The sequence below is a fragment of the Paraburkholderia sp. SIMBA_027 genome (assembly GCF_046535315.1).
Taxonomy (GTDB): Bacteria; Pseudomonadota; Gammaproteobacteria; order Burkholderiales; family Burkholderiaceae; genus Paraburkholderia; species Paraburkholderia tropica.
Genome location: NZ_JAWRWY010000006.1, coordinates 130,555 through 150,853, shown reverse-complemented (window position 1 = coordinate 150,853; position 20,299 = coordinate 130,555). Strand labels below are relative to the sequence as shown.

18 protein-coding genes are annotated in these 20,299 nt (G+C 67.3%); 5 read left to right on the top strand and 13 right to left on the bottom strand.

Features of this window, described 5'->3' with window-relative positions; translation table 11 throughout:
• The first annotated feature begins 154 nt into the window (after positions 1–154).
• Positions 155–1,522, top strand: a complete 1,368-nt coding sequence (locus tag SB764_RS13325; RefSeq protein ID WP_080180587.1) for a DUF445 domain-containing protein — start codon at positions 155–157, stop codon at positions 1,520–1,522.
• 268 nt (positions 1,523–1,790) lie between these two features.
• Here the strand turns inward: SB764_RS13325 and SB764_RS13320 are convergent, their stop codons facing one another.
• Genes SB764_RS13320 through SB764_RS13295 form a run of 6 tightly spaced genes read right to left on the bottom strand, consistent with a single transcriptional unit; the run spans position 1,791 to position 5,917 of the window.
• Complete coding sequence (locus SB764_RS13320; RefSeq protein WP_410863765.1) at positions 1,791–2,711, bottom strand: MBL fold metallo-hydrolase; 921 nt, start codon at positions 2,709–2,711, stop codon at positions 1,791–1,793.
• Positions 2,708–3,148 (bottom strand): MaoC family dehydratase, encoded by a 441-nt coding sequence (locus SB764_RS13315; protein WP_183712838.1) that lies wholly within the window; start codon positions 3,146–3,148, stop codon positions 2,708–2,710. Before SB764_RS13315 ends, SB764_RS13320 begins: the two co-directional genes overlap by 4 nt.
• Positions 3,145–3,390 (bottom strand): DUF1289 domain-containing protein, encoded by a 246-nt coding sequence (locus SB764_RS13310; RefSeq protein WP_410863896.1) that lies wholly within the window; start codon positions 3,388–3,390, stop codon positions 3,145–3,147. Before SB764_RS13310 ends, SB764_RS13315 begins: the two co-directional genes overlap by 4 nt.
• 29 nt (positions 3,391–3,419) lie before the next feature.
• Entirely contained in the window at positions 3,420–3,941 is a 522-nt protein-coding gene (locus tag SB764_RS13305) for a YbaK/EbsC family protein (RefSeq protein WP_065062019.1), read from the bottom strand.
• Between the two features lie 43 nt (positions 3,942–3,984).
• Positions 3,985–4,917: a hydroxymethylglutaryl-CoA lyase gene (locus tag SB764_RS13300; protein ID WP_410863763.1), complete on the bottom strand. Its 933-nt coding sequence runs from the start codon at positions 4,915–4,917 to the stop codon at positions 3,985–3,987.
• Positions 4,918–4,966: 49 nt separating this feature from the next.
• Positions 4,967–5,917: a 2-hydroxyacid dehydrogenase gene (locus SB764_RS13295; protein ID WP_410863761.1), complete on the bottom strand. Its 951-nt coding sequence runs from the start codon at positions 5,915–5,917 to the stop codon at positions 4,967–4,969.
• Between the two features lie 322 nt (positions 5,918–6,239).
• Here SB764_RS13295 and SB764_RS13290 point away from each other — a divergent pair, with 322 nt between their 5' ends.
• Entirely contained in the window at positions 6,240–6,887 is a 648-nt protein-coding gene (locus SB764_RS13290; RefSeq protein ID WP_065062026.1) for an RBBP9/YdeN family alpha/beta hydrolase, read from the top strand.
• 73 nt (positions 6,888–6,960) lie between these two features.
• Here the strand turns inward: SB764_RS13290 and SB764_RS13285 are convergent, their stop codons facing one another.
• Both SB764_RS13285 and SB764_RS13280 read right to left on the bottom strand, forming a co-directional pair.
• A complete protein-coding gene (locus SB764_RS13285; RefSeq protein ID WP_234774576.1) occupies positions 6,961–8,268 on the bottom strand; it encodes an acetate/propionate family kinase in 1,308 nt (435 codons plus the stop codon).
• A complete protein-coding gene (locus tag SB764_RS13280) occupies positions 8,265–9,404 on the bottom strand; it encodes a bifunctional enoyl-CoA hydratase/phosphate acetyltransferase (RefSeq protein WP_373681559.1) in 1,140 nt (379 codons plus the stop codon). Before SB764_RS13280 ends, SB764_RS13285 begins: the two co-directional genes overlap by 4 nt.
• A gap of 401 nt (positions 9,405–9,805) precedes the next feature.
• Between SB764_RS13280 and SB764_RS13275 the strand changes: the two genes are divergently transcribed.
• Positions 9,806–12,871, top strand: coding sequence for a DUF3141 domain-containing protein (locus tag SB764_RS13275; protein ID WP_410863759.1), 3,066 nt, complete (start codon positions 9,806–9,808; stop codon positions 12,869–12,871).
• A gap of 118 nt (positions 12,872–12,989) precedes the next feature.
• Complete coding sequence (fabI, locus tag SB764_RS13270; RefSeq protein ID WP_065062032.1) at positions 12,990–13,769, top strand: enoyl-ACP reductase FabI; 780 nt, start codon at positions 12,990–12,992, stop codon at positions 13,767–13,769.
• A 158-nt stretch (positions 13,770–13,927) separates the two neighbouring features.
• Here the strand turns inward: fabI and SB764_RS13265 are convergent, their stop codons facing one another.
• On the bottom strand, positions 13,928–14,224 hold the full coding sequence (locus tag SB764_RS13265) for a hypothetical protein (RefSeq protein WP_065062034.1): 297 nt from the start codon (positions 14,222–14,224) through the stop codon (positions 13,928–13,930).
• 403 nt (positions 14,225–14,627) lie between these two features.
• Between SB764_RS13265 and SB764_RS13260 the strand changes: the two genes are divergently transcribed.
• The gene (locus SB764_RS13260; protein ID WP_322006775.1) at positions 14,628–15,752 is read left to right on the top strand and encodes a hypothetical protein; all 1,125 of its coding nucleotides are present in this window, start codon (positions 14,628–14,630) and stop codon (positions 15,750–15,752) included.
• Between the two features lie 125 nt (positions 15,753–15,877).
• Here SB764_RS13260 and SB764_RS13255 read toward each other — a convergent pair whose 3' ends face one another.
• The 4 genes from SB764_RS13255 to SB764_RS13240 all read right to left on the bottom strand — a co-directional run bounded on the left by SB764_RS13255 (position 15,878) and on the right by SB764_RS13240 (position 20,191).
• Entirely contained in the window at positions 15,878–17,482 is a 1,605-nt protein-coding gene (locus tag SB764_RS13255; RefSeq protein WP_074981415.1) for an ABC transporter substrate-binding protein, read from the bottom strand.
• 246 nt (positions 17,483–17,728) lie between these two features.
• Positions 17,729–18,502: an SDR family oxidoreductase gene (locus SB764_RS13250; RefSeq protein WP_074981727.1), complete on the bottom strand. Its 774-nt coding sequence runs from the start codon at positions 18,500–18,502 to the stop codon at positions 17,729–17,731.
• A 14-nt stretch (positions 18,503–18,516) separates the two neighbouring features.
• Positions 18,517–19,170 (bottom strand): thiol:disulfide interchange protein DsbA/DsbL, encoded by a 654-nt coding sequence (locus SB764_RS13245; RefSeq protein ID WP_065062038.1) that lies wholly within the window; start codon positions 19,168–19,170, stop codon positions 18,517–18,519.
• Positions 19,171–19,360: 190 nt separating this feature from the next.
• Positions 19,361–20,191: an SPOR domain-containing protein gene (locus tag SB764_RS13240; protein ID WP_065062313.1), complete on the bottom strand. Its 831-nt coding sequence runs from the start codon at positions 20,189–20,191 to the stop codon at positions 19,361–19,363.
• Positions 20,192–20,299 lie beyond the last annotated feature (108 nt).

Sequence of the window (20,299 nt, the reverse complement as noted above, 5' to 3'; positions counted from 1 at the left end):
ACGATGCACGCAGGGCACGCAAGGCGTCGGCGCCGCCGACCTCACGCGGCAAATTCGATCGAGGCGAGATCAAGCCGATATGGCGCGGCCGAGGCGGCCCTCAACACGCTGGCCGCATAATGGCGCGGTTCGAACCGCCCGACGCGTCAGCCGCATGACCACGCCTTCCTCATCGCCCGATCCGATCCCGCCCGCGCATCGTGACAAGCACGACACGCGCGACACGCACGCCGAACCCAGTCAGGACGAACGCGACCTGCGCCGCGCCAAACGGCGCGCGCTGGCGCTGTTGCTGGGCGCGGCGCTGGTGTTCGTCGTCACGGCGCTGTCGCCGCCGGGCGTGGTGATCGACGGCATCAAGGCCGTCAGCGAGGCCGCGATGGTCGGCGCGCTGGCGGACTGGTTCGCCGTGGTCGCGCTGTTCCGGCGCGTGCCGATTCCGTTCATCGCGCGGCGCACGGGCGTGATTCCGCGCAACAAGGACCGCATCGCCGACGAACTCGCCGCCTTCGTGCAGGAGAAGTTTCTCGACGTGAGTTCGCTCGTCGGGCTGATCCGCCGCCACGATCCGGTCGAGCGCCTGTCCACGTGGCTGCGCGCGCCCGAAAACGCGCGCCATCTCGGCGACTACGCGGTGCGGCTCATGTCGGGCCTGCTCGGCCTCACCGACGACGCGCGCATCCAGAGCTTTATCCGCGACGGTCTGCATGCGGCGCTCGACAAGGTCGATCTCTCGAAGTCGGCGGGCGCGCTGCTCGACACGCTCACGAAGGACGGCCGTCATCAGGAACTGCTCGACCAGTTGCTCGATCAACTCGGCCTGCTGCTGGCCGAAGACAGCACGCGCGCGTTCGTGGCGACGCGCATCGTCGACGGACTCAAGGGCGAGTTTCCGAAGACCGAGAAATTCCTGCCCTCGGAATGGATCGGCGAAAGCGGCGCGCGCGTGCTGGAAAGCGCCGTGAACCGCCTGCTGCTGCAAGTGAGCGAGGACCGCGAGCATCATCTGCGCGTGAAGTTCGACGAGATCGTGCAGCGCCTGATCGTGCAGCTCAAGAACGATCCCGCGTTTCTGCGCAAGGGCGAAGAACTGAAGACGAGCCTGCGCGAAGGCAGCGCGCTCAACGACTACACGCGCGAGCTATGGGAGAGCCTGCGCGCGTGGCTGCGCGACGACCTCGAACGCGACGATTCCACGCTGCACGCGAAAGTGGCCGCGACGGGACGCTGGCTCGGCGAAGCGCTGGCCGCCGACGCCGATCTGCGCGCCTCGCTCAACAGCCATCTGGAAGACGCTGCGCGCGCGATGGCGCCGGATTTTTCGCGCTATCTCACGCATCACATCCGCGACACGGTGCGTAACTGGGACACGCGTGAAACCGCGCGCCTGATCGAACTGAAGATCGGCAAGGATCTACAGGAAATACGCGTGAACGGCACGGTGATCGGCGGCACGATCGGGCTCGGTTTATATCTGTGCTCGCATTTGTTCGACTGGCTGCGCGTGCATATCGGTCTTTGATGCACGCGCTCCAATTTCGTCTATTGATTCGGATGGCCAAATAATTTTTGGCGCCATGAATTTCAGCGATTTAGGCTGCATCAAGGTGCGGTTCTGCATGCTTTAACCGTCTTGTTACACGGCATTTCACTGCCGCCCCGTTTTTAGGGAAATCACTGATGCGGCGCGTATTCTCGCGCGAGTATGATCGGCTCGACAGTTTGATCACGTCAGAGCACGATACTCACGCTCGTCCCCGAAAAAGGACGAGCGTTTTTTTTGGCGCGGCTCAGACCGTGCCGGCGGGCGCCTCGATGCCGTGTTCGCGCAGCACCAGCGCGCCGCTTTTCGCCAGCTCGCCGGTGAGTTCGCGCACCAGGGCGGGCCACGCGCTTTCGGGCGCGAGTTGCTGCGCCGCAGCGCGGATGATCGATGCGTTCGCCACCATCGCGTTCAGCGCGTCGAAACTCAGGCTGCGCACATCGAGCAGCTTGAACACGATCAGCACCTTGAGCGCGTTTTTCGCGTTGCGTGCCGGATCGGCCCGCAGCCACGCAAGACGTGAATTCGCGCGTTCGAGCGCGGCGCGCGCGTCGGCGAACGGCGCGCCGTGGCCCGGAATCACCATCGCGATATCGAGTTGCGCGATGACGTCGAGCACGGCCTGCTGCTCGGCGAATCCGCTCGCGCCATCCAGTTCCGGAAAGATCACGCCGAAGCCGTTTTCCCAGAGCGCGTCGGCGCTGATCAGCACGCGCGGCTCGGGCGCGTAGAGCATCAGCGAGTCGGGATCGTGGCCCGGCGCGCCCAGCACGTCCCAGTCGAAACCGCCGAGCGAAAGCCGGTCGCCCGGCGCGAGCGTACCCGTGAACGCGAAGCGCTCGCAGGTCTGCGCGGTGGCGTCGAAGGTGAGGCGCGCGGCGTCCCACGCGCGCACGGCGTCGGCGCTGGCGGCGGGAATCAGCGTGTCGCAGCGCCATTGCGTCTGCAATCGCGCGTTGCCGCCGCAATGATCCGAATGCAGATGCGTGTTGACGATCGCGTCGAGCGTGCGGCCCGCGAGCGCATGCTGCACGAGCGCGACGGTCTGCGCGGCATGCGTGGCGTAACCGGTATCGACGAGCGCCGCGCGTGCCTCATCGACGAGCAGCACATTGTTCGACGAGAGCCAGCCGCGCTCGAATACGCGGATCGAATCCGGCAGCGTCATGAGGCGGGCTTCGGCATCACGAGGATGGTCGCGCGGCCGATCACGAGCGTCTCGCCGCGCTGGTTCGTGGCCGTGCCGTCGAGCTTCACGAGATCGCCGTTCAGGCTCGCTTTCCAGTACGCCTCCACCACGCGCCATTCGAAAGTGATGACGTCGTGCGCGTGCGCGGCGCGCTTGAGCTTCATGTCGAATTCGAGGCCGAGCGGCTGCGCGTGCTGCGAATAATGCGTCGCGAGCAGCGCCATGAAATGCGCGGTGGGCTGCGTGCCCGAGGCGATCAGACCGCCGAAGCGGCTTTGCGCGGCGTAGTCGTCGTCGTGATGCAGCGGGTTCAGATCGTTCACGAGCGTGGCGAACGACTTCACCGAATCGGGCGAGAGTGCGAGCGTCGAGCGAAACGTTTCGCCGATCTGCACGATGCGGGCGGGCGCGGTCATGATGCGGCCTCATCGCTGTTGTTGCTGTTTTTACTGCCGAAGCGCTCGGCGATCCAGTTCGCGTGGCGCGTTTCGATCGCGTCCCAAACGGCGCGTTTCGCGGCGTCGTCGAACGTGGACCACAGGGCGATCTCGTCGAGCGTGCGCAGGCAGCCTTCGCACAGGCCGCTCGGCTCGTGCATGCGGCACACGCTGATGCAGGGCGAGGGCGTGCCGGTCGCCGAAGACATCGCTGCCGGCATCGCCGACGACGGGTTCGGTGCGCGGCCGCTCATGCGTCGCGCAGCGCGACGTCGACCACGGGCGCGCCGGTCATCGCCGCGAGTTCCTGCGGCGACAGATTGAACACCGCATGCGGATGGCCGGCGGCGGCCCACAGGCTGTCGAGCGAGAACAGGTCGGCGTCGATCAGCGTGACGGGTTTGGTGGCGTGACCGATCGGGCACACGCCGCCAATCGCATAGCCGGTTTTCTCGCGCACGAACTTCGCATCCGCGCGGCCGATCGCGCCGACATGCGCCTCGACTTTCTTTTCGTCGACACGATTCGCGCCGCTCGCGATCACGAGCACGGGCGCGTCGTCCGAGCGGCGGCGGAACAGGATCGACTTGGCGATTTGCGCCACTTCGCAGCCGAGACCGGCGGCCGCTTCGGCCGAGGTCTTGCCGGTTTCGGGCAGCAGCACGACCGGCTTGGCATGGCCGTGGTCGCGCAGCAGGAGCGCGACGCGTTGCGCGGAATCGGGCAGGGCGTCGATGCCGTCTTTCTCGGAGTTGATGAGCGTTTCCGTCATGTCCTGAGGTCCTTCGTTGCAGTGTGGCGAGTACGCGGGCGGGTCACGCGCACGCGGCGGCGTTCTGCCGTTTCGCGAGCAGCGCCTTGCCCGCGCGCGAGACGTTCGGGCGGCCGATGGCCGTCGAGATGAAGTCGCCGGCGGCGACCACCTGATCGAGGTCGATGCCGGTGCGGATGCCGAGGCCGTTCATCAGATACAGCACGTCCTCGGTCGCGACGTTGCCGGTCGCGCCTTTCGCGTACGGGCAGCCGCCGAGGCCCGCGACCGAGGCGTGGAAGATCGCGATGCCTTCTTCGAGCGCGGCGTAGATGTTGGCGAGCGCCTGGCCGTAGGTGTCGTGGAAGTGGCCCGAGAGGCGCTCGCGCGGGAACGCCTTCGTGACGGCTTCGAACACTTCGTGCACGCGCTTCGCGGTGCCCACGCCGATGGTGTCGGCGATATCGATCTCGTCGCAGCCGAGCGCGGCGAAGCGCGCCACGACGTCGACCACCGACGCGACCGGCACTTCGCCCTGATACGGGCAGCCGAGCGCGCACGACACGCTGCCGCGAATGCGCACGCCGTTGGCCTTGGCCGCTTCGGCGACGGGCGCGAAGCGCTCGATGCTCTCGGCGATCGAGCAGTTGATGTTCTTCTGCGAGAACGCTTCGCTCGCGGCGCCGAAGATCACGATCTCGTCCGCGCGCGCGGCGAGCGCGCCTTCGAAGCCGCGCAGATTGGGCGTGAGCACCGAATAGATCGTGCCCGCGCGGCGCGCGATGCCGTCCATCACCTGGGCGCCGTCGGCCATCTGCGGGACCCATTTCGGCGAGACGAACGAGGCCGCCTCGATGTTCGCGAAACCCGCCTGCGTGAGGCGGTCGATCAGCTCGATCTTGATCGCCGTGGGGACGAATTCCTTTTCGTTTTGCAGACCGTCGCGCGGTCCGACTTCGACGATCTTGACGGCTTGCGGCAGGGCGTTGCTGGCCATGTGTGTCTCCGGTTTCTTGTGGGGGCGGCGGGCGGTGTTCAGCCGATCATCAATAGCCGCGCGCGGCATGCACGACGCCGCTCACGGTTTCGCCGCGCGCGAGCGCCTCGATCTTGTCGGCGATCTGCGAGATCGCTTCGTCGCGCAAGGTCAGCGCCGAGCTATGCGGCGTGATCGTGATGCGCGGCTCCTGCCAGAACGGATGATCGTGCGGCAGCGGCTCGGTGCGGAACACGTCGACCGTGGCCGCGGCGAGCGTGCCGTTGGTCAGCGCATCGAGCAGATCCTGTTCGTTCAGATGCGTGCCGCGCGCGACGTTCACGACATAGGCGCCGCGCGCGAGCTTGCCGAAGGTGCGCGCGTTCAGCACGTTCTCGGTGTCGGGCGTGGCGGGCAGCAGGTTGACGAGCAGTTTCACGCCGTCGAGGAAGGCGTCGAACTGCGCGCCGTGCAACTCGCCCGAGAAGGTCTCGATGCCGTCGAGATGTTTCGCGCTGCGCGAGAAACCGCGCACCGGCACGCCGAGCGCGGCCACCGCGTGCGCGACCTGCGCGCCCAGCACGCCGAGCCCGAGCACGCCCACGGTGAAGGTTTCGCGCGGATGCGGCGCGAGCACGTGCCACTCGCCGCGCGTCTGCTGCTGCGTGTAGTCGTCGAAACGGCGCAGATAGCGCAGCACCGCGTGCTGCACGTATTCGGCCATTTGCGGCGCCATGCCGGAGTCTTCGAGACGCACGAGCAGCGCGTCTTGAGGGAGCGTGCCGGGATGCTCGCGTTCGAGCGCGAGGATCGCATCGACGCCCGCGCCCAGGTTGAACACCGCCTTGAGGCCGGGGCGCGCGGCGAACAGTTCGCGCGGCGGATGCCAGACCACGGCGTAATCGGCGGGGGCGGTGTCGCCCGGTTGCCAGGCGCGCAGTTCCGCGGCGGGCAGCGCGCGGGACAGGCCCTGAAGCCAGGCGGAAGCGTCGGATTGCGGGAGCCAGAACAGAATCTTCATCGTGCTTGTGAGCGTGCTGCGCGTGGTGTGTCGAATCCCGGCGGCGAAAGCAGAAGCAAAAGGCGGCTACGGCCCGCGACGGAATTCAGTGACGGAAGCCGGCGACCGGAATCGCCAGATGAATGGGCAACTGAATCAGCATTCGCTCCATTCTACTTTTTCGGGCCGCCGCTGGCCTGGCTTTCTCGACGCGGGCGGCGGCACGGCCTGCCGGTGGGCGTCGGCGGGCGCCCCTGAAAAAGCAAAGCAAAAAAAATTGGTTCGGCACGCACGGGTCGCGGATCACAATCCATGCTCGACCTCTCGATGCGAGGAAAAAATCATGCTTTCGTGCGCTCAATCCCGCTGGCCGCCGCGACTCGTCACCGTGCCCGGTTTGCACGGCAGCGACGGTGCGCACTGGCAGACCTGGCTCGAACGTCAGTTCGCGCACTCGCTGCGCGTGGAGCAGGCCGACTGGGACGCTCCCGATCTGGCGGTCTGGAGCGACGCCCTGCGCGAGCGCCTCGCGCGCGAGCGCGGGCCCTTTCTGCTTGCGGCGCACAGCTTCGGCTGTCTCGTGACCGCGCACGCGCTGCAACAGGGGAAGCTCGGCGCGGATGTGGCGGGCGTGCTGTTCGTCGCGCCCGCGAGCCCCGAGAAGTTTCGTTTCGCCGGGCCGTTCGAGGCGCGCCGTCTGAGCGTGCCGTCGATTCTGATCGGCAGCGAAACCGATCCGTGGATGCCGCTCGCCGGCGCGCGTCAGCTCGCGCAGCAACTGGGCAGCGCGTTCGTGAATCTCGGCGATGCGGGTCACATCAACTCGGCGGCGGGCTTCGGTCCGTGGCCGCGCGCGAAGTATTTCATCGATACGCTCGTGCATTGCGAGGCGCCCAAGCGTCTGCGCGACGACGAAGCGCAGGCGGAGCCGGTTCGCGACGTGGAAAGCGCCGCGCCGGTCTTGCCGGGCGGTCTCTCCGCGTTCGCCTGAGGGAGAAGCGCGCCCGAGCCGTCAGGCGCGCGGGCGCTCGTGCCGAAGCAGAGCGCTCACGCAGTGCTCAACTTCACTGCCCGAGCCGCGCGGCCGCGCCCGCGCCCGCGTCGGGCTGCGCATGCACATGCGCCTCGCGCAGCAGCCGCGCCGTGTGCAGCGCGATCATGCCTTCTTCATCGGTGGGAATCGCGAACACCGGCACGCGGCTGTCGCTCGCGCTCACGCGTTCCTTGCCCGCGTCGTTCGCGGCCGTGTCCAGCGCGATGCCGAACACCGGCGCGAGCCGCTCGCACACCTGCGCGCGCACAGGCGCCGCATGCTCGCCGATCCCGGCCGTGAACACCAGCGCATCGAGCCCGCCGAGCACTACCGCGAGCTTGCCCACTTCCTGCGCGATCCGATACGTGTAGAAGTCCACCGCGAGCTTCGCCTGCTTGCTGTCGCTCGCGAGCAGCTCGCGCATATCGCTGCTGAGGCCCGAAATGCCCTTGAGCCCCGACTCCTGATACAGCACCTTCTCGATCGCCGCGTAATCCATGCCGTGCGCCATCATCCAGAGCACGGCGCCCGCGTCGAGCGCGCCGCAGCGCGTGCCCATCGGCAGGCCGTCGAGCGCGGTGAGGCCCATCGTCGTTTCCACGCTCTTGCCGTCCTTCATCGCGCACAGGCTCGCGCCGTTGCCCAGATGCGCGACGATCACGCGGCCGCGCGCGATATCGGGCGCGACGGTGTGCAGATGATGCGCGATGTACTCGTACGAGAGCCCGTGAAAGCCGTAGCGGCGGATGCCTTCCTCGTAGTAGTGAAACGGCAGCGCGAACAGTTGCGCCATGATGTCGTTGCCCGCGTGGAAGGCCGTGTCGAAACAGGCCACCTGCGGCAGCTCGGGCGCGGCCACGCGCACCGCGCGAATCGCCGCGAGATTGTGCGGCTGATGCAGCGGCGCGAGCGGCGTGAGCGCGTCGAGTTCCTCGATCACCTTGTCGTCGATGAGCACGGCGTCGGTGAAGTGCGCGCCGCCGTGCACCACGCGATGCCCGATCGCGGCGGGCGGCGTGTCGCGCAAACCGACGGCGAGCACGAGGCGCAGCAGACGGAACGCGGCGTCGTGGTCGGCGACCTGGGCGACCGGAAATTTTTCGTCGACGATCAGGCGGCCGTCGGCCATATGCGCGACCACGCGCGGCGCCACGCCGATGCCTTCGATCTGGCCGCCCGCGCCGTGTATCGCGCGCGCGCCGGCTTCGGCGTGCGGATCGTCGATCACGCGATACACCGAACATTTGATGCTCGACGAGCCCGCGTTCACGACGAGCACGATCTGGCCTTCGGCGGCGTGTTGCTCCGAGAGCTGGGCGGAAGTGAGATGAGCGGTCACAGCGCCTCCGCGGTCATGCGCGCGCGCCGCGCGTGGGCGAGCAGCACCGCGATCGCGCAACTGCCGATGCGCGAGCGCACGGTATCGGCGCGGCTCGTGAGGATGATGGGCACGCGCGCGCCGAGCACGATGCCCGCCGCTTCCGCGCCCGCGAGAAAGGTGAGCTGCTTGGCGAGCATGTTGCCCGCTTCGAGGTCGGGCACGAGCAGGATGTCGGGGTCGCCCGCGACCGGCGAGGTGATGCCCTTGATGCGCGCGGCTTCGGCGCTGATCGCGTTGTCGAAGGCGAGCGGGCCGTCGAGCAGGCCGCCGGTGATCTGGCCGCGGTCGGCCATCTTGCAGAGCGCGGCGGCGTCGATCGTCGAGGGCATCTTGTCGGAGACCGTTTCCACGGCCGCGAGGATCGCCACCTTCGGCGTGCCGATGCCGAGCGCCTGCACGAGATCGATCGCGTTGCGCACGATGTCGGCCTTGTCGGCGAGCTTGGGGAAGATGTTGACGGCCGCGTCGGTGATGAAGAGCGGCTTGTGATACGTGGGCACGTCCATCGCGAACACGTGCGAGAGGCGGCGCTCGGTGCGCAGGCCGTTCGCGCCCGAAGCCACTTCGTGCAGCAGTTCGTCGGTGTGCAGGCTGCCCTTCATGAGCAGTTCGGCCTCGCCCGCGCGCACGGCGTGCACGGCGCGCTCGGCGGCGGCATGGCTGTGCGGGGCGTCGACGATCACGACGTTGTCGAGCGAGAGATTCGCCTCCTGCGCCACCGAGCGGATCTTCTCTTCGGGGCCGACGAGGATCGGCGAAATGAGGCCGAGATTGGCGGCGTCGAGCGCGCCCGTCAGCGACGACACATCGCACGGATGCGCGACGGCGGTGGGCACGGGCGGCAGGCCGGCGCAGCGCGCCAGCAGAACCGAGTACTTGTCGGGCGATGCAGTCATGTCCATCTCTTCGAAGGGCGCTACGTTGACTGAAACCACGCGGTAAAACGGGTGCGGCGGCCGTGCGCATGTTGCGGCGCGCAAAGCGCTAACAGTGTAGTCCAGCGTGCGCGGCGCCGGTCGAAAAGTGCGCGTGGAATGCGCGTGGGCGGTGTCGCGCCGGTTCGGTGATGGCGCGTGGCGCGAACGCCGATTCATCGCGCATCGGCTTGCGGAGCGCGTTAGCGGCCGCGAAAAAACCGTGCCGATACCGTTTGTCGCAGGGCCGCCGAAGGCCCGCGAGCGCGTCTGTCACGCCTCATTCACGGCGCGCGGCGATGATGACAGCGACTGCGCGATTCGGCCCGCCTTGACTTTCGTCAGAGCGCTGCCTAGATTGGGATACTGCAGTGCAGCACGGCGCGGCGCCTGCGCTCGCCTGGTGGTTTTGCATGCCGCCGGGTCCGCGCCGCGCGTGCGCCAGTTCATGCCTTGCGCCGCCTGCCGATCCGCAGCGCATGCGCTTCGCCGGCCCGGTGCCGGACGCGCGCCGCCTCCCAGGTTCGCTCGCGCGGCCTGCGCGAGACGCCGCGCGCTCCCCCTTAAAGGAGATTCGTGTCGTGGCAGTTTCCGCTCTCTCGCCTGCACTCCCAGCCGATTCCCACGCGACGCAGGACGCCGCGCCCAATGCGACTCACGCGCCGAACGCATTCTGGCCGCTCTGGCCGCTGCCGCCGTCGCTGACTTCCCTGCCTTCGTCGCTTTCATCGTTTCCGTCGCTGCCTGCTTTTTCCTCGCTCTCGCCGCTGTTTTCGCCGCTCGCCAACGCGTTCGCCGAATCAGCCGAGGCCGCGCAGACGGCGCTGAAATCCGCCTTCGGATCAGCCTTCGACCCGGCGTTGAATCCGCTGTTCGCGCAGGCGCAACAGGCGCTGGACGCCGCAAGCGCGGGCGCGACCACCGCCTTCTCGCCGTTGCAGCCGCTGGCGTCGTTTCCGTCGATTCCGTCGATTCAGTCCATGCCGCCGTTTCCGGCCTTGCCCGCCGCCGCGCCCGCCGCGATCCAGCCGCTCTACGACTATCTGTTCGACGCCTGGCAGCGCAGCGTGCTGTTCCTCGACGTGCTGCGCGAGCGCGGCAACCAGACCTACATGCACGAGAAAGCCGGCATGCCGCCGGTGCTCGCGTTCGACTACGAGGTGATCGTCGACGGCCGCGAACTCGACGATCCCTGCAATTACGCGCTGCTGCGCATCAAGCCCGAAGAGGGCGTGCAGACCGACGCGCGCATGCGTCCGTTCGTCGTGATCGATCCGCGCGCGGGCCACGGTCCGGGCATCGCGGGCTTCAAGATGGACAGCGAAGTGGGCATCGCGCTGCGCAAGGGCCATCCGTGCTACTTCGTGACGTTCTTCCCGGTGCCCACCGATACGCAGACGATCGAATCGGTCGGCAAGGCCGAGGCCGTGTTCCTGCAGAAAGTGCGCGAACTGCATGCCGACGCCGACGGCCAGCCCTTCGTGATCGGCAACTGCCAGGGCGGTTGGGCCGCCGCGTTGCTGGCCGCGTCCGCGCCTTCGCTGGTCGGTCCGCTGATGCTCGCGGGCTCGCCGCTTTCGTACTGGGCGGGCGTGCGCGGCAAGAATCCGATGCGCTATTCGGGCGGCATGCTGGGCGGCTCGTGGATGTCGTCGCTGGCGGCCGATCTCGGCGACGGCCATTTCGACGGCGCGCATCTCGTCACCAACTTCGAGAACCTCAATCCGTCGAATACATTCTGGGGCAAGCTCTACAACCTCTATGCGAAGGTCGATACGGAGCGCGAGCGCTTCCTCGAATTCGAGCGCTGGTGGGGCGGCCACTTCCAGCTGAACCGCGCGGAAATCGACTGGATCGTGCAGAACCTGTTCGTGGGCAATCACCTCACGCGCAACGAGGTCTACGCGAAGAACGCGCGCGCGCCCGTGGATCTGCGCAACATCCGCACGCCGATCATCGTGCTCGCTTCGTGGGGCGACAACATCACGCCGCCGCAACAGGCGCTGAACTGGATTCCCGATCTCTACGCGAGCGTGGATGAAATCGTCGCGAACGAGCAGGTGATCGTCTACTGTCTGCACGACAAGGTGGGGCATCTCGGCATCTTCGTGTCGGCCAGCGTGGCGAATAAAGAGCACACCGAACTATTTTCGGCGCTCGATCTGATCGACGTGCTGCCGCCCGGACTCTACGAGGCGCGCATCACCGATTCGACGCCGGAAGCGGGCCGTCTCGAAGCGCTCGAAGGACGCTACGAGATCCGCTTCGAGCGCCGCACCATCGACGATATTCTCGCGCTCGACGACGGCCGCGACGACGAGCAGCCGTTCGAAGTCGTGCGTCGTTTCGCGGAAAACAATCAGCGTATTTACGACCTGTTCGTCTCGCCGACCGTGCGCGCGTCGAGCAATGCGCTCAGCGCGCATCTGCTGCGCGAGTCGCATCCGTCGCGCGTGGAGCGCAGCTTTTTCAGCGATGCGAACCCGGTGCTCGGCGCGCTGCCCGCCGTGGCCGACGCGGTGCGCGCGCATCGCAAACCGGCGGAGCGCGACAACCCGTTCACGCTGATCGAAAAGCAGGTGTCGGCGAGCATCGAGGCCGTGTGGGACGCGTATCGCGACGCGCGCGACACGTGGACCGAAAGCACCTTCTACAGCCTCTACACCGCGCCGTGGGTGCAGGCGTGGGTGGGCGTCGCGCCCAGCCTGCCGCTCGATCCGATCGCGCCGCCGCTCACGGCGCTGCGCAAGGAGCTGGCGCAGATGCGCCTGCGCGCGGCGCACGCGCATGTGCACAAGGCGTCGCTTCTCGATGTGTTCATGCGCATCATGGCGTACCTCGCCGATGAAATGCATGTGGTGCAGTACCGGCCGTTCCAGAGGATGCGCGAGCTGGCGCGCGAATATTTCGGCGAACGTCAGCCGAGCATCGCGGAACTCAAGGAGGCCGCGCGCCGCCAGGGCGCGATCGTGCAGCTCGATGCGCAGGCCGCCGTCGCCGCGTTGCCGGACCTCGTGCCGGATGCGCGTTCGCGTCGTTTGCTGATGTCGGCGGTGTATCAGGTCGCGAGCGCGTCGGGGCCGCTCGACGGCGAGCGCGCGGAGCGTTTCGCCGAAGTGCAGCGCGTGCTCGGTCTGGAGCCGGGCAGCGAGAAAGAACCGCTGCCGCCGCCGCCGGGCGGGGGCAGTGCGAGTGGTGGCGAGAGTGGTGGCGCGAGCGGAAGCGGTGCGGCGGGCGGCGGCTCCGGCTCGACGCAGGCGGCGGGCGGCGCGCAGGTGAAGGCTTCCGCCGATCCGCAAGATCAGCACGACGCTCCGAAGGCCGATGCCGCATCCGCCGCCGCGAAGCCGCGCCGCGCGACGAACGCGAAAGTGAAGGCGGCTGTCGAGGCTGCGGTGAAGGCCGTCGATGCGCCCGAGGTGAAACCGGCGGCCAAACCGACCGAGAAGCCGACCACGAAGCCGACCACGAAGCCCGCAGCGAAAACCGCCGCCAAAGCCGCGACGAAACCCGCAACGAAGACGGCAACGAAGACGGCAACGAAACCCGCGGCCCGCCGCGTGCGTCCCGCGAGCCCGCCCGCTGCCACGCGCACGTCGCGTCCGGCCGCGGCGCGCCGCCGCGCCGCGCGTTCTGCGGGCGAGTGAAGTGGAATGTGAAGTGCGATAGCGCATTCACGCGCGGCGCGTGCATCGAGGCGCGCCGCGCGTGAGGTCAGGCGCGAAATCGTCTGAGACAACCGCAACATCACTCGCGAGGTCCGTCATGCACACTCCTCCCGACCGGCCGCTCGCCGGCATGCGCGCGCTCGTGACGGGCGTGGCCAACGCCGAATCGATCGCGTGGGGCTGCGCGCGCGCTTTCGCCGAACTGGGCGCGGACATCGCGCTCACCTATCTCAACGACAAGGCGAAACCCTACGTCGAACCGCTCGCGCAGGAACTCGGCGCGACGCTGCTGCTCCCGCTCAACGTCGAAGACGACGCGCAGCTCGACGCCGTGTTCGACGCCGTGCGCGAGCACTGGGGCTCGCTCGACATCGCGCTGCATTCGATCGCTTACGCGCCGAAGGCCGATCTGCAAGGCGGTTTGCTCGATTCGTCGGCGCAGGGTTTTGCGTATGCGATGGACGTCTCGTGCCACTCCTTCATCCGCATGGCGAAGCGCGCCGCGCCGCTGATGCCGCGCGGCGGCACGCTGTTCGCGATGAGCTATGACGGCGCGAATCGCGTCGTGCCGAACTACAACCTGATGGGGCCGGTGAAGGCGGCGCTCGAAGCGTCGTGCCGCTATCTCGCGTACGAACTCGGTCCGCTGGGCATCCGCGTGCATGCGGTTTCGCCGGGGCCGCTCAAGACGCGGGCGGCGTCGGGGCTGCCCGATTTCGACCGCATGCTGGCCGAAGCGGTCGAGCGCGCGCCGCTCGGCGAACTCGTCGACATCATGGATGTGGGTTACGCCACCGCGTATCTGGCGACGCGCTACGCGCGGCGGCTGACCGGCAACACCGTGTATATCGATGGCGGCGCGCACATCATGGCGTGACGGTCCGACGCGCATTGCGCACGACGAAAAACGCCTCGCACTGCGCGAGGCGTTTTTCGTTTGCTGCGTTTGCTGCGTTTGCTGCGTTTGCTGCGTTTGCTGCGTTTGCTGCGATTGCGGTGCGTGGCTCGGCTAATCAGCCACGCGATGCCGCGCGCTTACCAGCGGCGATAGCCGTCGTCGTGGCCGTAGGCGCCGCGGCGGTCGCTGCCCCAGTGACGGTCGTGCCAGCGGTGGTCGTCCCAACGGCGATCGCCCCAGCGACGGTCGTCCCAACGGCGGTCGTCGTGCCAGCCGACATAGGTCGGTGCATAGACCGGCGCCGGCGCGGCGTACACGGGCGCCGGTGCGCCGATGGCGAGGCCGACGGAGACGCCGGCCATCGCGGTCTGCGATACGGCGAGGATCGTTGCACCTGCACCCAATGCGGCAATCAGCTTCGTCTTCGTGTTCATTCGGAGTCTCCTTCGCTGGATGAATGGACGACTCCAATCTAGCTCGCCGCGCGGCTTTGAAAATTACGAATCTGCAACAATCGTCTCGGCTTTGACGGTGCAATGAAAGGTAGCAAGCTGCCCCGTGACGATGTGAAAGCCCAATCATTACGGGCTTTGCACTCGATCAAGCGATTTTGGTAAGGAGTTTGCAGTCCCTGTGGATTGCGCAAATTGTTGCGTATTTCCAGCTTCGTTACGTGTGTGCCGCCCGAGCGGAGATGTCAGCAAATTTCTCGCTCGTAAGCGTCTGTAATAGTTTTTCCTACTCTTTGTAACCAACGTAACGAAAGCAAAACGTAGACTCGCTCTTCCTTCCTTTATGCGCGGAGCCTTCGGCTTCGTCTCGATGCAAGGATTAGCGATGGTCTCCGAATGCAACGCCATCCGCTCGTCGCGCGCTGGCGTCGAAGCGGAGCGACAGTCGAGCACGGCGGACGCCGCGTTCGCTGCGAAAGCCGCGAATGCGAATCACGCCCCCGCGCCTGTCGAGAACGCGCAGTCCGCCGCGTCCTCGCCGGTGCGCCGCGCCCTCAACACCTTCTTCAAGCTGCTCTATCGCCACACGCATTCACGCGCGTGGCGTCATAACGAGCGCATCGCGCACGGCGTCACGCTCGAACGCGACGCAACGGGGCGGCTTACCGGCATGCGTATCGGCGGCCGCAGTTTGCCCTGCGTGAACGGCACGGCGGTGCTGCCGCTGCCCGACGCGCGCGAATGCCATCTGATCGCCACCGGTCCGTCGATCAACGAGATCGATTACCGCGCGCTCGCCATGCCGCGCGTGATGGGCGTGAACGGCGCCATCGCGCTGCAGGAACGCGCGGGCGTGCGCTTCGACTACTACTGCATCGTCGACACGGGCTTCGCGCGTCAACGCGTCGATCTGGTCGAGCGCGTGATTCGCGAGCCGCTCACGCTGTTTGCGACGCCGGTCGTGCTCTGGCATATCGTGCAGCGCTTCGGCGTGGAGCGTCTGCGCTGCCGCGTGTTTCTCGTCGACGACATGCTGTTTCCCGCCGGCCGCCGCGCCGTCGAGAAGAACGCGCTGCGCACGGCCTACGACGAGCGCGCGCTCGCGCTGTTCGACGCGCCGCACACGCTGGGTTTCAGCCTCGATCTGCGGCGCGGCGTGTTCGACGGCTGCACGGTCGCGTACACGGGTTTGCAGGTGCTGGCGGCGCTCGGCTTTCGCCGCATCCTGCTGCACGGCGTCGATCTCGCCAATGCGGCGCTCACGCCGCGTTTCTACGAGTCGGCGGCGAACATGCAGCCGAGTCATCTCGACGAGGATTTCCGCGACATCATCGAACCGTCGTTTCGCGGTGCGGCGGGTCTGCTCGCGCGGCGCGGCGTCGAGGTGCGCAATCTGTCGATGCAGAGCGCGCTCGGCGAGGACGTGTTTCCGAAGCTGCACTGGCAGGCGCTGATTGCGCGCGGCGCGTCCGCACGCGAGGCCGGGGAGCGGGTGCTCGCGGTCGCTTGAGCACGGCGCGGGCAGCGCACGTTACGCCCGCTACGCACAAACGCTCAACAAGCGCGCACAAAAAAGCCGGGGACATGCCCCGGCTTTTTTCATTTCGCGGTCAACGCGCCGCGCAACGGACGGCTTTACTGCACCGTCACCGCGCCGAAGTTCTGGCGGCCGAACGGGCTCACCTGATAGCCGTTCACGTTGGCGCGCGTGATGGCGGCGGCGGTCGGATAGCCGAGCGGAATCCACAGCGCCTGATCGTGAATGATCTTCTGCGCGCTCTCGTAGAGCTTCGTGCGCTTCGCCTGATCGGCGGTTGCCTTGCCGTCGGCGATCAGCTTGTCGAGCTTCGGATCGCAAAAGCGCGCGAAGTTGATGCCCGACTGCACCGCGTTGCAGCTAAAGAGCGGCGAGAGGTAGTTGTCCGGATCGCCGTTGTCGCCGGCCCAGCCCATGAAGAGCGTGTCGTGCTGGCCCTGCTTGGCTTCCTTGATCAGCTCGCCCCATTCGATCACCTTGATCTCCGCCTTCACGCCGATCTTCGCGAAATCGGCTTGCAGCAGTTCGGCGCCCGCACGCGGATTCGGATTGAGCACGCTGCCGTTCGGGCGCACCCAGATCGTCGTCGAGAAGCCGTTGGGCACGCCCGCTTCGGCGAGCAGCGCCTTGGCCTTCGCGATGTCGTGCGGATACGGCTGGATCGTCTTGTCGTAGCCCCAGGTGATGGGCGGCCACGGATTGGTCGCGGGCGTGGCCGTGTTGTCGAACACGGTCTTCAGATACGTCGTGCGGTCGAACGCCATGTTCAGCGCCTGACGCACCTTCGGGTTGTCGAGTGGCTTCTTCTGCGTGTTGAGCGCGACGAAGGCCGTCATGAAAGCGGGCGTCTGCACAACCTTGAGCGCCTTGTCGGTCTTCGCGTCGGCCACGTCCTGCGGCTTGGGCGAGAGCGCGATCTGGCATTCGCCGGCCTTCACCTTCTGCGCGCGCACGGCGGCGTCGGGCGTGATCGCGTAGATCAGGCGGTCGACCTTGGGCTTCGGCCCCCAGTACGACGGATTCACGTCGTAGCGGATCACCGCGTCCTTCGTGTAGCTCTTGAGCTGGAACGGACCGGTGCCGACCGGCTTCGCGTTCAGGTCGAGCGGCTTGCCCGCCTTGAGCAGCTGATCGGCGTATTCGGACGAGTAGATGGACGCGAAGCCCATCGTGAGGATCGAGAGGAAGGTGGCGTTCGGCTCGTTCAGTTCGAACTTCACCGTGTTCGCATCGACCTTGCTGACCGACTTGATGAGCTTGGGCAGACCCATCGACTGCGCGTGCGGGAAGCCGCTCGGGCCGGCGACCTTGTGCCACGCGTTATTCGCGTCGAGCATGCGCTCGAAGGTGAAGACGACGTCGTCGGCGTTCAGCGTGTGCGTGGGCTTGAACCATTCGGTGGTCTGGAACGCCACGTTCGGGCGCAGATGGAACGTGTAAGTGAGGCCGTCGGCGCTCACGTCCCACGATTGCGCGAGCGCGGGCACGACCTTCTTCTGCGCTTCGTCGTAGCTGACGAGCGAGTTGAAGATCACGTCGGCGGAGGCGTTGGTCGTCACGAGCGAGTTGAACTGCACGACGTCGAAGCCGTCCGGGCTCGACTCCGTGCAGATCGTGAGCGGTTTCGCGAGCGCGGGCGTGGCCGCGCAGGCGAGCGCGCACAGGGCGGCGGCGAGCACGGGGGCGGGCGAGGTGAAGCGCATGGGATCTCCGTTTTGCCAGGGTCTTGCCGTTGGTGTGCGGACCGGTCCGCCGTCTGCCGCGCTGCGCGCGCGACGAACGGCGCGAGGGTCCGATCGGGAAAGCTTATCGAAGGGATATAGCCCGGACAACAAATTAATCGGCATACCAATATGGGGGGCGATCGCTCCCCATCCCCCACGAGCGTGGGTCTGATCGCTCCCACGACGAGTGGGAGGCCGATCTCCCCCAACGATTGGGGGCAGGGGTCAATGCTGCGCAGTGCGCGGCTTGCGCGGCGCGCGCTCGAAGGCGCGGTCGTAGAGCCAGCGCGGCAGTGCGCCGAGCAGGGCGGCGACCACGCGCATCGGCCACGGAAACACGGCGAAGGCGCGTCCGCGCGCGATGGCGTCGGCGGCGCGCGCGGCGAAGCGGTCGGCGTCCATCAGGAACGGCATGCGGTATGGGTTCTTCGCGGTCATCGGCGTGCGGATGTAGCCGGGCGCGATGGTGACCACGGGCACCTTGAACGGGCGCATCTCCACGCGCAGCGCTTCGAGATAGGCGAACGCCGCGGCCTTCGACGCGCTGTACGCGCCCGAACCCGGCAGCCCGCGCACGCCCGCCACGCTCGCGATGCCCACGAGCGTGCCGCGCCGCGTCTGCGCCATGGTCTGCGCGAACGGCTCGAAGGTGGCGACCATGCCGAAGTAATTGGTGTCCATCACGTCGCGGAACGTGGCGAGTTCGCCTTCGCCCGTGAGCGCGCCGCGGCTCACGCCGGCATTGGCGATCACGATGTCGGGCATGCCGTGTTCGGCGATGAACGCGCGCGCGGCGGCGGCGAGCGCATCGGCGTCGCGCACGTCGGCGGGATAGATCGAGACGGGGTGTTGCGGATGAGACTGGAGAAACGCCTCGAGCGCGTCGGCGCGGCGCGCCACGAGCCCGAGGACGGCGCCGCGCCGCGCGTATTCGGCGGCGAGAGCGGCGCCGATGCCGCTCGACGCGCCGGTGATGAAAACCTTGAGCGGGTGTGTCATGCCGGCGCGCGCGCTCACATCTTCTTCGCGCGGATCTGCGAAACGAGGAAGTCCATGACCTGCAGCGTGTCCGGCAGCGCCTTGTCTTCCGTCGATTGCATCAGCGCCGGGCCGGTTTCGTACTTGCCCTGGATCGCGATGGTCGGCACGCCGTCGATCTTGTACGCGTCGAGCATGGCCTTGTCGCGCTGGAGCGCGCTCTGCGTCGAGAACGAGTTGTACGCGTCCATGTACTTCTTCGGATCGACGCCTTGCGTGGCGAGGAACTTCGCCTGGTCTTCCGGCGTGAGCAGGTAGTTCTTGTTCACGTGGATTTCGTGGAACACGGCCGGCGTGAGCTTCTGCGCGAGGCCGAGCGCGTCGAGCGCGTAGTACATCTTCGAATGCGGGACGAAATCGTCACGGAAGGCAACCGGCACGCGCTTGAACACGACGTCCGCGCCCTGCTTCTTGATCCACGATTCGAGGTACGGGTCGAACGCGTTGCAGTGCGGGCAGCCGTACCAGAAGAATTCGATCACTTCGATCTTGCCCGCGGGCACGTCGAGCGGCTGTGGCGCCTTGAGCACCGTGTAGTCCTTGCTGGCGACCGGCGCGGCAGGCGAGGCGTGCGCGGCGCCGGCGATCATGGAGAGCGAGAGCAGGAGCGATCCGAGAATGCGTTTCATAGCGTGTGGTTCCACTGGACGAGGCCGGCGGCGTCCGGCCCGATGGGTGCGGCGCGCAGGCTGCGCGCGGCCGCGGCGTTGCTGGATGAGACCGCGCCGCGGGCTGCGCGCTCCGCCCGTGGCGCTTGCGCACGCAACGGTGCGGACGGCGCGGGGAGCGAAGCGCGCGGCGGCGCGGCGCGGACGGCGGTTACTGCTTCGAGAAGCGGATGACGGCGGTGTCGATACCGGCGTCTGACAGACGTTGACGCGTCGAGTTCATGTCGTCGAACTTGGAGAACGGACCGATGCGCACGCGGTAGTAGGTGATGCCGCCCGCGTCGCGCTGCGTGACCTTCGACTCGAAGCCCTGGAAGGCGAGACGCGCGCGCTGCTGCTCGGCGTCGGACGAAGTCTTGTACGCGCCTACCTGCAGGAAGTAGCCGGTGTTGGCGTCGGCGGCCGACGGCGCGCCGGAGCCGGGCTGTGCGGGCTTCGCGGCGTTCGGCGCCGGAATTGCGTTCGGCGACTTCTGCGGCTGGTTGTTCGCGAGTTGCTGCGCGGGCTGGCTCGACGGCTGCGGCTTCTTCGCGGGCTGCGTGGTGTCGGCCGTGTTGCCCGTCGAGGGCTTCGGCGCGACCGCGACGCCGTTGTTGGCGGCGTTGTTCGCGCTGTTGTCGGTCGAACCCGACGGCGGCACTTCGACGATCTGCGGCTCGTCGAGCATGCCCGACGACTGCGACTGATTCGTGGTCTGGCCCGGCGCGGTGTTCGGCGGCGTGCTCTGCGCGGCTTGCGGCGTGACCGGCTGGCCCGGCGTCTTGCCCTGCAGCGGACGGTTCGGATCGTATTGTTCGCTCTGGCTGGCGTCCGAAGCGGCCGGCGGCGCGACCTTCGAGACGAACGGCGTGGGCGAGCGCGTGATATAGAGCGCCACCACCACCGCGATCGCAAGGCCGACAATCAGGCCCAGCACGACACCGAGAAACGTACCCCCGGACTGTTTCGACTGCTGTTTTGTAGTGCGGCGCGGTTTTGCCATCGTCTGAATCACCTGCAAACAAGAGAATCCTGGAATGGCGCGCCCGCTCGCGGACGCGCCCCAAACATGTCGCTTCACGTGGTCATGCGCCGCGGCACAGCGCGGCGC